This window comes from Microcoleus sp. F4-D5, assembly GCF_036704885.1.
Classification (GTDB): domain Bacteria; phylum Cyanobacteriota; class Cyanobacteriia; order Cyanobacteriales; family Microcoleaceae; genus Microcoleus.
Genome location: NZ_JAUBSX010000050.1, coordinates 1 through 15,064 on the forward strand (window position 1 = coordinate 1; position 15,064 = coordinate 15,064).

6 protein-coding genes and 1 pseudogene are annotated in these 15,064 nt (G+C 45.0%); 2 read left to right on the top strand and 5 right to left on the bottom strand.

What is annotated here, in order from left to right; all coding sequences use genetic code 11:
* Positions 1 to 264 precede the first annotated feature (264 nt).
* The 3 genes and pseudogenes from QUA80_RS21325 to QUA80_RS21335 form a co-directional block, all read right to left on the bottom strand.
* A pseudogene (locus tag QUA80_RS21325) lies at positions 265 to 1,057 on the bottom strand (IS1 family transposase).
* Between the two features lie 311 nt (positions 1,058 to 1,368).
* Positions 1,369 to 2,451, bottom strand: coding sequence for a PleD family two-component system response regulator (locus QUA80_RS21330; protein ID WP_333427083.1), 1,083 nt, complete (start codon positions 2,449 to 2,451; stop codon positions 1,369 to 1,371).
* Positions 2,444 to 11,509: a PAS domain S-box protein gene (locus tag QUA80_RS21335; protein WP_333427084.1), complete on the bottom strand. Its 9,066-nt coding sequence runs from the start codon at positions 11,507 to 11,509 to the stop codon at positions 2,444 to 2,446. Before QUA80_RS21335 ends, QUA80_RS21330 begins: the two co-directional genes overlap by 8 nt.
* A gap of 658 nt (positions 11,510 to 12,167) precedes the next feature.
* Between QUA80_RS21335 and blaOXA the strand changes: the two genes are divergently transcribed.
* The gene (gene blaOXA, locus QUA80_RS21340) at positions 12,168 to 13,040 is read left to right on the top strand and encodes a class D beta-lactamase (protein WP_333427085.1); all 873 of its coding nucleotides are present in this window, start codon (positions 12,168 to 12,170) and stop codon (positions 13,038 to 13,040) included.
* Between the two features lie 291 nt (positions 13,041 to 13,331).
* Here the strand turns inward: blaOXA and QUA80_RS21345 are convergent, their stop codons facing one another.
* Positions 13,332 to 13,877 carry a dual specificity protein phosphatase family protein gene (locus QUA80_RS21345; RefSeq protein WP_333427086.1) on the bottom strand — a complete coding sequence of 182 codons (546 nt, stop codon included), beginning with the start codon at positions 13,875 to 13,877 and terminating at the stop codon, positions 13,332 to 13,334.
* Positions 13,878 to 13,934: 57 nt separating this feature from the next.
* On the opposite strand from QUA80_RS21345, the gene QUA80_RS21350 reads away from it, so the two are divergent.
* Positions 13,935 to 14,573, top strand: a complete 639-nt coding sequence (locus QUA80_RS21350) for a pentapeptide repeat-containing protein (RefSeq protein WP_333427087.1) — start codon at positions 13,935 to 13,937, stop codon at positions 14,571 to 14,573.
* A gap of 320 nt (positions 14,574 to 14,893) precedes the next feature.
* Here QUA80_RS21350 and QUA80_RS21355 read toward each other — a convergent pair whose 3' ends face one another.
* A complete protein-coding gene (locus QUA80_RS21355; RefSeq protein ID WP_333427088.1) occupies positions 14,894 to 15,058 on the bottom strand; it encodes a hypothetical protein in 165 nt (54 codons plus the stop codon).
* Between the last annotated feature and the right edge of the window lie 6 nt (positions 15,059 to 15,064).

The following is a 15,064-nucleotide window of genomic DNA, read 5'->3' on the forward strand; positions in this document are numbered from 1 at the left end:
ATGAATTACGCCCTTGATTTAGCTAAATACTTCATCTTATCATGTTTTAGGTTGAAATTAAGATGCGTTTACCCTGGCATCTATCTGCGGGCGGATCTGTAAAAGATTTCGGTACACAAAACGACGACAGCTTGCTTTGGCGACTATTGCGAGTACAATCCAACTTGATAGAAAACCTGCCTTTGTATTTGGGAGTTGTTTTACTTCGGTAGTCCTGCACAGTCAGTATAGTTACGACTTTTATTTGATAGATCGAGTGGCGTTCTACTCATGAATAAAATACCAAAGAGCTGCCGATATGATTGGAGAGTGTTTTAGAAACTAAAAGAGTTTTTCTCACCAGTCGCGATATTCTTTGTCTCGCGGTATTATTAAATCTTTCTATATAGTTTGTCTGACCAGCATCCTTTCCAACTGCTCTCTGTATTTTTTGAGGAAAAACTATCCCATAAGAAAGGACAGAAGTCTGTATAACTTACAGCACATTGACGATATACCGCTGGCACGTGAATCCCAAAGTCCTCGAACACCACTTCGATCTCTTTTGCCAAGATATACTCCTTCAATTTATGAAAGTAAATACATCAATTGCTAACCAAATCCACTGCTTATTACCCTTATTCCCTACAAATGAATGACCGCATATCATCACATTGAATTATTAGCTAACCCTGTTTTTTGACTTCACTTCTACTTGTCTTGCTTGCTGCTCCCAACTTTTTGTTAACATAGTAACGACTTACGCATTCTGTCCAGGTATAGGCACAACCACGGCGGGTTTGCCCCTACAAAACGCTGTAGGTAGATCCTGTGCGTTTAAGTCCTGATAGTATTGTAGCCATTTTTCTGAAATCCCCGTTGCCCTACAAATTTCAGCCAGAGATATCTTTTCTAATAAAAGTTTATCTATCAACTTTCTTGTTGCTTCCGAAATTGGCTGATGTCTGGGAGCTATCACAACTTGTCTGGCAGAATCTCCACACTTAAAACTTTGTTTACTATTGTGAGTGTGACCGTTTTTTCCAATATTTTGGAAATCAAATTTAGGACATTTTATCAGCTAAAACTTAAGGCAGATCGCATAAGTAAATTATAACAAATATTCCTGACTCTGCAGGACTACCCTAAACTCCAATCCATTGTCGATCGCCTTACCTATCCTACTTTTATATTCCTGTCTCAGCCTGATTTCTATTTTTATTCTGCCTAAAGTGACACAAGAGGGTTAATATTAACCACATCAAGCGCAGTAGCTAGTAAAATGTCTACCATCTTGGTAGTAGTCGCGAAAACTTACGTAAAAAAGCTTTGAGTTGTGACCACCACAGTTCAATGAGGTAAAAATCTGGGGAGTATGGGGATAAACACCTAAATCAATTTATCTGGGAAGCAAGTTGAGTTGAACTCAAAGCCTAATGATTCAAAAGTTGTCACAATTGAGCGGTTTCTCCCCTGCTCTTTAGCTTTATATAATGCTTTATCAGCCGCGGCAATCAAGATTGAGGGGTCACAGGTGTGCTGTGGAACTACACTGAAAATGCCCAGACTCAAGGTGACGTATTTATTAACAGCAGATTGAGGGTGAGCAATTTTAAGATTTAGCACTTCATGCCGCATCGCCTCAGCAACTTGTAGCGCTCCTTCAGCTTTTGTATTAGGTAGAATTACAGCGAATTCTTCACCTCCGTAACGAGCCAATAAATCTGCCGGACGCTTAATAGCACGGCTAATCGCTTGAGCCACTTGCTGCAGACAGAAATCTCCGGCTAAATGACCATAAGTATCATTGTATTTTTTGAAATAATCAATATCGCCTAAAATCAAAGATAGGGGTAATTGCTCTCGTGCCATCCGTTGCCACTCTTTATTGAGAGATTCATTGAACTGACGGCGATTAGCGACTCCTGTTAAGCTATCTAAAGAGGCGAGACGCTGTAGCTCGATATTAGCTTCAACCAAAGCAGATTCAGCTCGTAAACGAGCTTGGATTTCCTGTTGTAAAAACGCATTTTGCTCGGCGATTTTCTGGGCTTGCTTCTGAAGTTGAAGATACAGATTGCGGATAATTAGTTGGTTTTTAATGCGAGCTAAAACTTCGGTTGACTGAAAGGGTTTGGTAATGTAATCTACCCCTCCAGCATCAAAGGCTTTTACTTTATCAAATACATCATCGAGAGCGCTGAGAAAAATTACTGGAATCTCCGCTGTTTTTGGATGAGCTTTGAGCAAGGAGCAAACCTCATAGCCATCCATTTCTGGCATCAAGATGTCAAGTAAAATCAGAGCGGGGGGAGCCTTTTGGGCTACTTTTAAAGCCAGATGACCGCTGATTACTTTTCGGACTTGATATCCAGACTCGGTAAGGATAGCGGACAAAACTCGGAGGTTGTCTGGATGATCGTCAACGACGAGGATGTCCCTCAAAAAAGCGGGTACTTGATGGCTATTCATTACTAGATTCTCGGATTAAATTAAAGAGTATATCTAAGCGAAAGTTATTAACCAAATCTGCCAGGGTGTGTGCTAAACTTGCCTCGCTTTCGGGAATTTGATCGATTAGCTGCAATATTAACTCGTCGTTGGCACAAAGCACCTCTTGTCGGAACTGTGCTATCCACTCAGAAGGCATGACGTTTAGATCCTCTGGTGTTAAATTTCTCGGTGTTGCTGGCTGGGGTGAGCTATGCGACAAATCCTCTTGATAAAGATAACGGACTCCTAAGTGTTGAGCCATCTTGTCAAATAGTATCGACTCTCGGAAAGGCTTATGTATAAAGTCATCGCAGCCTGCATTCATAATTTTGGCTCGATCTTCTTCAAAAGCACTAGCAGTTAAAGCAATAATTTTTGTTGCGTTAGTAGGTGATGAGTTGGCAGGTAAGTTGATATTCTCTCCAGCTACCGCACTTTGCTGTTCCAAAGCTTTTATTTTTCTAGTTGCTTCGTAGCCGTCCATGACGGGCATTCGCATATCCATCCAGATTAGGTGCGGTTTCCAAGTGGACCACAAAGCGATCGCTTCTTGACCGTTAACCGCTTCTCGCACTTCAAATCCTAACGGTTCGAGTATTTTTAAGAGCAACTGACGGTTCTCTTCGACATCCTCAACAACTAGAATGCGGTATACAGGTTGATTTGGCTCTAATCCAATAACTTCCTGGGTAATTAATAAACTCTTCTCATCAGGTTCAGCAACCTCGCTCGCGACGATATCGAATCTGAAAATTGTTCCCTGACCGAGTTGACTGCTAGCCGCAATCTCTCCTCCCATCATCTCTACGAATTGTTGGCTGATAGTTAAACCCAACCCCGTTCCTTGCATCGATTTGCGACCTGCTTCTGTTTGGACGAAGGGATCGAATAAACTTTTAATTTCATTGGGATCGATGCCGGGTCCAGTGTCTTCAATTTCAAACAACAAATAGGTTGTCGAGCTGAGGTTTTGGATGTCAGGTTTTTCTGATATCCTGCCCTTTTTTACTCGTAATGCGACGTGACCTGAGGTAGTGAATTTTATCGCATTTCCCAACAGGTTAATTAAAATCTGACGCAATTTATTTTCATCAGCTTGCACGCATTGGGGAACATTTGATGCCAGTTCAAAAGTAAGCTGCAAACCTTTAGAAATCGCTTTGAGTTTGAGCATCTGTTCTATATCATTCAGTAGCTGATACAGGTCAAAGCAATTTTTATTGAGCGTAGTTTGGCCTGCTTCTATTTTGGACACTGACAAAATATCATTGATTAAATTAAGCAAATGTTCGCCACTACGATTGATAATTTTTAGCTGTTCTTTTTGCTCAGAGTCAACGGAACTACTGCGAACCATCACCTGGCTAAAACCGAGAATGGCGTTGAGAGGAGTACGCAGTTCGTGGCTCATGTTGGACAAGAAGCGGCTTTTAGCGATGGATGCGGCTTGGGCGGCTTGGAGGGCTTGTTGCAAGGCGGCTTCTGCTTGTTTGCGATCGCTCACATCTATGGCGTGACCTACGGCGCGAATTGCTCGTTTGTTGTCATCTCGCGCGATCGTGCCATAATCTGACAGGTAAACGTAGTGACCGTCTCGATGCTGAAGTCGGTATTCTAGCACGTAATAACTTTGAGTTTCACTAGCAAATGCTTCGGACACCTGCTGGAAAACTTTGGATACATCTTCTGGATGGATGTGTTCTTTCCACCACTCAACGTTAACTTGGGCTTCTTCAGGACGGTAGCCAACGGTATCAAACACTCCCTGTGTCCGTAGAACAGTATTTTGTTTGAGATCCCAGTCGTAGATAAATCCTTTTAGTGCTGATGCTGCTAGCTGAAAACGTTCGTTACTTTCTTGCAGCGCTTGCTCCATTTGCTTGCGATCGCTAATATCGAAAGCTAAACCCTGAAGCACTTGAGTCTTTCCGTTCGCGGCAAGGACGAGATTGGCTCGATCTCTGACCCAAACCGTTCCGCCACTGCGAGTTATCATGCGATATTCGACGCTCAATGGCTCTCCCGTAGAAATCGTATTGCTTACGGCTTGCCAAACGCGATCTCGATCTTCTGGATGTACGAAATCGGCCCAACTATTAAAGAATCCAGCAGACCATTCTTCCGGAGGAACTTCCAGCAATTGTTGCAGTTGCGGGCTGATATAAGCTTCCTCGGTTGTTGCCTTAAGCGGAGAGATATAAACGATACCCGGAATTTGTTCGATTAAGGTGCGATATTTATACTCTGCCTGTTTGAGCTTTTCTTCTGAAAGTTTGCGATCGCTGATATCTAAGATCACTCCATGCCAAACTTTAGAACCATCTTCACGGTCTTCGAGTTGGGCTTGGGCGCGCAGCCATTTTTGTTTTCCAGATGGAGCAATACTGCGCCATTCAGCAGTGAGAGGTTGCAGGTTTTGCAGGGAGTAAGAAATTGCCTCTTCAAACCTGAGTCGGTCATCAGGAGAAACTTGGTTTTCAAAAAGATTTCGATCTTCTAGTATCTGTTCCGGCTCGAATTCAAATATGTCTCGGCAACCGGGACTGACATACTCAAACTTAGCCGAACCATCGGGATAGTATCCAAAGGAGTAAAGGGTTCCCGGAATGCTGGCCGTCAGGTGTTTGAGCCGCGCTTCGCTGAGGCTCAGTGCTTCTTCTGCGCGTTTGCGATTGGTAATATCTTCGACAATGTACGACAGTCTCGGACGACCGTTGGGGCCAATTCCGATCGGGCAAACGCTGGCAGAGAGCCATTTTAACTCGGTTTGAGTGTCGTGACGATACTCAAAGCTCGCGGCAGCTTGAGTCTGTAAAGCTTCTCGATAGCGATCGAGCCACTGCTGTAGGTCTGCTGGTGGCACTCCCATGTCGCTTGCGAAGCGATTCTTCGTCTGTTCTGGGGTAGTGCCGAAAAACCGCGCTGATGTTAGGTTATCTGAAAGATGCAGAATATCGTCGTCATACAGCTCTACAATGCCCATCATCATGACGCTACTGTTGAAGAAAGCTCGCAAGGTAGATTCGCTCTGCTGCAACGCTACTTCCATTTGTTTCAGTCGGGTGAGGTTACGCAAACTTGCCACCACGCCTGAAATAGTGCCATCTGCCTCTACATAAGGAGCGTAGGTAGCGCTAAGAAATTTCTCTTCTCCGTTTGAATATTTAAACCACTGTTCGTATTGAACAATCTCTCCAGCTAAACATCGGTCTACTTTGGGTTTGATTTGAGTTTCAAACAGGTCTTTACCTAAAAATTCACTAATAGTATATCCGAGTATCTCTTCCTGACAGCAGTTATGCCAATTCAGATATGCTTGGTTAACTATTTTATAGGTATAGTTGCGTTCTATTAAACAAATTGCATCATTAGTAGTGGCAACAATCTTTTCGTAGCGTCGCAGGCTTTCTTCAGCAAGTTTGCGATCGCTGATATCTCTTCCTACTGCTTGCAATTCAATTAAGCGACCGTTGCTATCAAATATGCCTCGGTTAATCCATTGCGTCCAACGAATTTTTCCGCCCGCAATCACTCGATTTTCAATAGTAACAACCGGATTTTGCCAACATATTTTATTGACGCATTGAGCCACATATTCCCGGTCTTCCTCAATCACAACGGGTTCGTAGCAATATCCCACAATTTCTTCCCGCGTTATGCCAAAAAATTGACAGTAAGCTTCGTTGACATAAGTAAGAGTGCCATCGGGTAAAAACCGAGCAATGAGTTCTGTCTGATCTTCAAGAATGCCACGATAACGCGCTTCGCTTTGCCGCAGTGCCTCTTCTGCCTGTTTGCGAGCGGTAATATCAGCGAATGAGGCAACAACAGCGTAGGGAAGAGGTTCGCCTGCTCGAAATAGAGGTTGGGAATTAATGGAAATCCAGGTAAAACTATTATCTGGTTTTTGGACTCCGATCACCACGTTAGAGCAAGCTTTGCCCGTTCGCAGCGTCACGATTGCCGGGTGTTCCTCTCCTGGAAAAGGCGAACCATCTTCGCGAACAGCTTGCCAACGAGGATCGACAGAAGTCCGCCCCATCATTTGCTTGCGAGACAAACCGAGAATTCGTTTAGCACTAGCGTTACAAGTACGAATTACCCCATCAGTATCCTGCAAGACTATACCCTCTGCCATCGCTGCTATTACAGTACGATACCGTTCTTCGCTCTCTTGGAGCGCTGCTTGCGAGCGCTTGCGTTCGGTGATATCGCGCACCAAACATACAACCTCATCGGCACCGCTTTTGACGATGCGCGTCTCGTAACTGTGGATGCCATCCGGTTTGTCGAGGTCGTGTTCGTAAATTTGTAGCGTTCCTGTTTTCACCACTACCTGGAAACGTTCGAGCAAGTCGGTTTTAATTTGTTCGGGAATGGGCGTTTCCTGTAACTTTTTGCCAATCAGCGTTGCGCGCGGCACTAGCAAGGAGTTGTCATTTCCTGCCACGTCTAAATAAGTCCCATCGACTCGATGCCTAACCATCAAATCGGGTATCGCACTCAAGAGCGCCTGCATTCGCTCTTCGCTTTGCCTGAGCGCAGCTTCTGTCCTCTTGAGTTCGGTAATATCTGTAGAAATACCGCACAGGCCATAAACATCGCCGTCAGAATTTTTGAGAGGAACTTTGGTAGATAAAACGTAATGCAGGTCTCCTTTACTATCGATTCCAATTTCCTCAAAGCGATGGACAAGACCGCTGTTTGTTACGCGATCGCAATTTTCTTTGTAAGCTAGAACAAATTCTTCAGCAAAAAACTTCCAATCGTTCGCTCCGATAATTTCAGATGCGCTACACCCAAAAAATTCCTCAGTTAAGCGATTGACATAGATGTAGGTGCCATTCAAATCTTTGATATAAATACAAGCACCTGCATTATCCAAGATAGCTGATAGTTTAGCTTCGCTGCGCCGTAATTGGTCTTCTATTTGCTTGCGTTCCTCAATTTCCTGCTTTAATTGAGCATTTGTTTGAGTCAGTGCAGCCGTGCGTTCTTGTACTTGAGCTTCTAGAAGTTGATTGTAATCTTTTAAGAGTTGTTCTGATTGTTTGCGCCCGGTGATATCAGTAATGGTGCCAATGTAACCGATCGTGTTCCCCTCAGCATCTTTTTCCGCGATCGCTTGTCCCAATACCCAGATAACGCTACCATCGGGTCGTTGAAAGCGGTGTTCGTGGTGATAGGGAATGCCTTGCTGTACAAAACTCAACCAAGCAGCAATAGTGCGATCGCGATCCTCTGGGTATATTGCTGTTGCCCAACCTGCGCCCATCGATTCCCCTAGAGAAAGCCCGATCATTTCAAAACTGCGTTCGTTCCCATACACGCAATTGCCCTGAATATCAGTACGAAAAATTCCTACAGGTGCGGTTTCCGCTAAAGTTGCAAAGCGTTGTTCGCTTTCCTGCAATGCTTTTTCTGCTTGTTTGCGTTCGGTGATGTCAATAACAATTCCGGTGGCAAACCAGTAATCCTCAGATTTGTGCTTTTTAGCTAGCAAAGTGTTAGATAACCAAAGCAAACTGCCATCTTTATGGCAGAATCGATACTCTATGGTTATTTGCCGTCCGGCATACAAATCTTCCATCGCTGGCAGAACGACCGCCTCCATATCTTCAGGAGGAATTCTAGATAACCACAAACTCGAATCGGCAGCAAATTCTTCTCCTTTGTAGCCAAAAACCGCTTCTCCATTCGGAGAATAGTAGTTGTATTCCCAGACTCTATCGGGATGAATGCGGGCCGAGTAAATAAAGGCGGCTGTATTGTCGAGCAATTCTTTGAGTCTGCTTTCCGATGTTTGCAGGGCAGCTTGTGCTTGTTTGCGATCGCTAATCTCCTGCAGCAATTCCTTATTTGCTGTAGCTAGTAAGGCAGTGCGTTGTTTGACTCTAATTTCTAACTCGTTGCGAGCCTGTTTTAGATCCAATTCTGCAAGTTTGCGCTCGCTGATATCGCGAGCAACTGCCAAAACTGATTGCACCGAGCCATCGCTGCCCAATTCAGGAACTACGCGGGAAGCATAATAAGTTAGCCCTGCAAGCGATGAAATTTCGTATTCAATGTTTTGCTCGCAACCCGTTTCAAATACTTGCTCAATGGTTGTTTGCCAAAAATTAACCAATGCTTCGGGCGCACCCAATTCATTAATAGTTTTACCGATAAACGAGGCAGGAGGAATCCCGGATTGTCGTTCGACTGTGGGGTTGATATAGAGATAGCGACATTCCCGATCCAACCGCATGATAATGTCGGGCGCATTTTCTACTAAAGCGCGGAACTCTTGTTCTCTCTGTTGCAGGGCTGCCTCTGCTCTTTTGCGATCGGTAATATCGATCGCTACCCCACCCACCAAAACTTCTCCCGATGAACTGGTCAGCGGAAACTTGTAAACCAAAAACTCACCAATACTGCCGTCTGCAAGGCGACCTCGCTCAACTGCTTCGAGTGTTCGATTGGTATCTGCAACTTTGCGAATATTCTTTAAATATTCTTGACTGAACTCTGGTGGATGGATAGAAAGGTCTATTTTGCCAACTAAATCTTTTGGCACATTGAAGATACGCGCATAGGTTTGGCTGATGTAGAGAAATTTCCCTTCTCTATCCGTAATCCAAGCAGCAGCAGGGCTGTGATTCATAAATGCTTGGAAGCGGGCTTCGCTTTCTCGTAAGGTGGCTTCTGCTTGTTTGCGATCGCTAATGTCGCGCAGAAAAACAGTAAAAACTTTGTCTCCTGTTAATTCCAATTGAGAAATCGAGGCTTCAGCCGGAAATTCCGTACCATCTTTACGGCGACCGACAATCTCGCCGCGCTTGCCCATCTTCCTTGCTGTTTGGGCAGATTGGGCAAATCGATCTACGTGCTGGCGATGACTTGCCGCAAAGCGTTCTGGCAAAAGTCGATCGAGAGTCTGACCGAGCATTTCCTCGGACGTATAGCCAAAAATTCGTTCGGCTCCTTGATTGTATAGGGTAATGCGTTGGCTGGAGTCTACCGAGATAATTGCCTCGTCCGCAATGTCTAGAACCCCAGAAAGACGGGCTTGAGATGCCCGCAGTGCTTCCTCTGCGCGATAGCGCTCGCTGATATCGCGAGCGCAGGCAAAACTGTATTCCTTGCCGTTAAATTCCAGGTAATTCAGCGTTATTTCAACGGGAATAATACTGCCATCTTTTCTGTAGTGTTGTGAATTAAACCAAAGGGTTTTTTGCTCTTTAAGTTGTTGCCAATGCTGCGACCATACCTCGATCGGAAAATTGGGATCGGCCTCCCAAACGTACATTGACAGCAACTCTTCGCGAGAATATCCTCTTTGCTCGCAGGCTGTTTGGTTCACCCGCAAAATTCTGGCATCGCGATCGATCCAGGCAAGGGCGAGAGAGGAGCGTTCGAGCGAAAAATCGGCCAGTTGCAGTTGTTCTTCTATTTGCTTGCGTTCGGTAATATCTTCAAAGAGATAGAGCCGTCCGAAATAGCGATCGCTTTCGTCGCGGATTTGTGTCGAAAAACGGCGAATCGTCCGCCCGTCGCTAAAAGGAATTTCATCTTCAACAACGGCTCGATTTTCTTCACTTTGCAGCGGTTTGCAGGACTCGGCAAAAGCCGGAACATCTGCAAGCACGGGCAAACATTCAGGAATGATATCGTTATTTTTTAGTTGACTCCGGTGCATCTGTTCCTCTAGGTGTTCGATGCCCCAGATTTGGCAGAAGCGGTGATTGAAGTAGAGAATGTCATCGCTACGGTTATCTACCACAAAAAAAGCGAGTGGCGAAGTATCAGTCATCGAGCGCAGCAAGGTTTCTTTCCAGCGCAGCTCTTCTTCAGCCTTTTTGCTTTCTGTAATATCCGTAGAAGAACCAACCATTCTAATCGCATTGCCGCCGTCATCCCAGAGTGCCTGACCGCGATCGAGAATCCATTTATAAGTCCCGTCTTTACATAAAATGCGGTGTTCGGTTTCGTAAAAAGGTGTTTTTTTAGCAAGGTGATTTTGAATTGCTTCCATCACCCAGGCAAAATCGTCTGGATGGACTCGTTTAGCCCATTCATCTAGATGGTGGGAAATTTCGCAGTCTTCATAACCCAGTATTTTCTTCCATCGCGACGAGAAAAAAACTTGGTTCGTTCCGACATTCCAATCCCAAATTCCATCATTGTTACCCCGCAACGCTAACTGCCAGCGTTCTTCACTTTCTTTCAAAGCATTTTCAGCCTGCTTGCGTTCGGTGATATCCATGCTGACGCCGAGCAAGCGAGTGCGCGAATCGGGAGCTGATAAAGGCGTTAAGGTGGTGAGAAAGCAACGAATCTGTTCCCCAAAAGGCAGATTCTCCTCGTAAGAGATTGTTTGACCTTGCTGCAAACAGTCATGGTAGCGCGCCCGAATCGTAGCAGCTATTTCGATCTCCCACAGTTCGTCCAGCCGTTTGCTAATCCAATCCTCGGCCAAAGTTGCACTTGAAGTTTCAACGGCTCGATTCATGCTGACAACTTGAAATTCGCCATCCTCAAGCTGTTCCACCACCCAAAGGGCGTCTGTTACTGAGTTATAAATGTTGCTTAAGAACTGCTCCCGCTCTTGAAGTGCTGCTTCTACCTTGATACGTTCTCTAATTTCCTGCTCTAGTTTTCGATTAGCTGCCTCCAACTGTGCGGGACTGGGGAGTGCTAATATTTTTGGGATTAACGGCATCAGGACTATAGCTGTCACCACTGAAACCAATGCGGTGATGGCTTTGAGGCCGCCACTCAGCCAATAGGTAGGATGCCAAAGCGTCCAAATCTCCATCAGGTGAGTGGTGCCGCAAGCGATGATAAAGGTGCTAAATAGCAGAAATATCCAAGGGTAGGGCAAATCTTGTCGCTTGCGAACAAAGTAGAGCAGCGTGATGGGAATTGAATAATAAGCCAGGGCAATCAGCGAGTCGGAAGCGATATGAAGACTAACCAATCCAGGCTTCCAGAGATAGCAATGCCCGTGAGGGATAAACGGTGCTGTGGCAAAAAGGTTTTTCCAAAGTTCCAGCATTTTCTTCTAACTGCAATCACGACTTTTGCGATCGCATCGGGAGGGTGAAAACTCACCTAAAACCTTTATGGAGTAAAGATTTTGCCCACTTGTGTAAAAAAAAGACAGGCAGCCGAATTGTTACAAGCTAGTCTAACGCCATTGGTAACAAGTTAAGCTAAAAAAAGCATTTGTCAATCAGCAATTATGCTCGAGATTTACTCGGATTTTGGGCCCAAAACTGAGATTTGGGCGATCGTGCGATCGTGCCGAGGGTGATATTATAGCGATTCTCAATAAAATGAGGTACACACCGCTGGCAACTGATGCCCGCTCCAGGCCACTCCAGGCCTATGCCCCATGCCCTGTGCCCACTCCAGGCTTATGCCCGCTCCAGGCCTGTTTGGCCGCTCCTCAAGCGTGTACCTCATGTTACGCTCGAAAGGCTATATACCTGCTCCCTCTCAAATCGTGAATTTTCCACTCCTAAAAAATCAGTTTTTTTGAGTAATATTACTGATTGATAAATGCAATTAAGTCTTAACTTGTCACCAATGATAGTAGGGTGCGTCAGGGGCAAATCCTAATTGTTTTGCAGACAGCGCAAGTCAGGCGCACCTGACAAGTCGATCGCCCCTGTTACCTTACTGCCTGTGATTTTGCTACCTTATTGAAGTTTATGAACCGAATATCTCGTGCGATCGCTGTTATTTTAATTGTCTTAGGCTGCATTACTTTTGTTTTAGTTCAGCCACCGCAATCAGCCTTAACCGTGCCACCTCCCGTGCAAGAATCTCCACGACGCGGAGGAGATGTTGCTCAGACAATGAATTTTGGCAGGCACTTTCAAGAATTAGGAGTTGAAGGGTCGATCGCAATTTACGATTTGAACAGCGATCGGCTTTATCAACACAACCCGCAGCGCAACGCCACAGCTTTTTTACCCGCATCTACATTTAAGATTCTCAACTCTCTGATTTCCTTAGAAACAGGGGTGATTTCAGATGAGATTGCCGTTCTAACTTGGGATGGAGTTCAAAGGCAAATTCCCGCATGGAATCGAGACTTGAATATGAGAGAAGCCATCAAACTTTCCGCCGTTTGGTTTTACCAAGTTCTCGCCCGCCGAGTCGGACACGAGCAAATGCAAAAATGGGTCGCTAAAGTCGGTTACGGCAACCAAAAAATCGGTAACAAAGACGATATTGACAAATTCTGGTTAGAGGGAGAACTGCGAATCACACCCAACGAGCAAATTCAATTTCTCCGCCGTCTCTACAAAAACGACTTACCCTTTTCTGAGCGATCGCTGTCTCTGGTGAAAGACATCATAATTGTCGAACAAACTCCCGATTACACAATTAGGGCAAAAACAGGCTGGGCAAGCTTTGGAGAACAAACAAAGCCTCAACTTGGCTGGTATGTAGGTTATTTAGAAAAGGATAAAAATGTTTACTTTTTTGCTACAAACATTGACATCCGCAACAATAATGACGCCCCTGCAAGAATCGAGTTAACCCGCCGTTGCTTCAAGGATCTGGCGCTGCTGTAAGTGCGTTATTTGTTCTCTAATATTCGCAAAAACGCCAGCGGATGGGCTAACGGTGACAGCCAAAACACCCATTTATGCGATGCCTGATTTAGCTCGCAAGTAGCCGAATCTTTTAAATCTTTTAGGACTTATAGCGGTTCTCAGAAAGATGAGGTACGTAGTTGGGCTTTAGCCCTCTTATGTTATTGTGGTTATATAATCTATCAATCATACCTCATCTTTTTGAGAAAGGCTATATAGCGGTTCGAGCGAATCTTTTTGAGAACCGCTATATATATAGTTGCTACCGTGCTATATATCATTTCTGGCAGCAAGGCGACAATCATCTAAGATAGCATTAAGTTCTTCAACGACTAGCCAGGGGTTTCGACCTTTCAAACAAGCTGCGATTGCTGCTTCATGGGGATTTCTGCCAGTTTTTTTTACTGCTGCGATCGCCTGTTTGTTAGACAATCCCCGCGCGCTGACCAACCAAGCAGCCAAAACCTGTCCTGTACGTCCAATCCCCCCAGAACAGTGAACTACCACCCGTTCGCCTTTGCTATTTGCAGATTCCAAAAATGGCAATATGCGATCGATTAAAATATCGCGATCGACCAATTCAAAGTCTGCAATCGGTGCCCAGCAAACTCGATCGCGCCCAAAGATGTTCCGATATGTTCCCAGTAAATCAGCGTAGCGGATGAGTTGCGTCTGATCGAGCAAGCAGCAAACTTGCTTGATATTATGCCCCTGCATAAATTCAATCCAGCGAGCAACTTCTGCATCGCGGTATCCCGGTCTGGCTGCACCAAACACAATTAATTCATTCTCTGAAGCCGCAGCGAATTTGTGCATACTGGTTTCAATATTTTTACTTATAATTAAGAAAGACGCACAAACCCTGAATCAACAGTGAAAAACAAGAGATCGATCGGTTTAATCAACTGGCTGCGACCCAAACCAGAAACCGTTTTGTTATGCGACTCAATTGCAGCAGCTTCTGACATGGCATTCATGCTCAACGGTGAGTGGGATGGGTGCAATAGTTTGGTGCTCCCTAAATCCGACAAGGTAGCAATTGAAGCAGCCGCTAGTTTGCTGGAGACATCGTGGTGCTACAAAAATACTTGCGAACCGGTTTTAGTTCGGCTGGAAGTTGACGAATTGCTGCGCCGTTATGCGGTTGGAGACAGGTTTTTTATCAATGCTAACTTGCGATGCGCGCAATTGAGCGAACTTTGCTTGGAAAACATCGATCTGAGTTATGCTAAATTGAATTTGGCTAACCTCAGCCGCACTAATTTAAGCAAAGCCAACTTAATCGCAGCACAGATGCAATCGGCAAATTTGAGTGGCAGCAATTTGAGTAAATCGCAACTTGTGAGGGCGAATTTATCAGGAGCCAATTTATCTGATGCTATTCTCAGAGGTGCCGATCTGAGTTATGCGGATTTAAGCAATGTTTGTTTAACAGGTGCTGATTTAAGAGGTGCAAATTTAGCGAAAACAGACTTAAGAAAAACCAGCTTAGATGGGGCGATTTTTGAGTAATACCAAATCCCGATTAAATACTTTCTCTCACACCCCGTGGGTAAATCCTGTCAACATTTTAACATCAAACCGACAGTCCGGCAGGGGTTGAAACCCCTGCCTCAAAGCGCAAGTCCTCTAAAAGAGGACTGAAGACCCAGAAGAATAATTTTTAAAACTCATTATATCAAATCCGGTTACATCGGAATGATTAGCTTTTTTTGGTAATGGGTAATGGATAATTGGCATGGTAATGGGTAATTGCTAATTGCGATCGCCGCGTTGATTAATTCCGATGCAACCGGAAACGATATTAGTCCTCTTTTAGAGGACTTTAGCTATTAGACAGGGGTTTCAACCCCTGCCGGACTAGCGGGTGGGCGGGAGGATTGGCGGTTGCTATAGCTTAAGTTGACACGCTTTGGGTAATGCCGTTTTCCTACGGCGATCGATCGCACTTCCGGGGTGTGCTTCATAAACGTGGAATCTGCTGTATCTGCGTCCATTCGCGT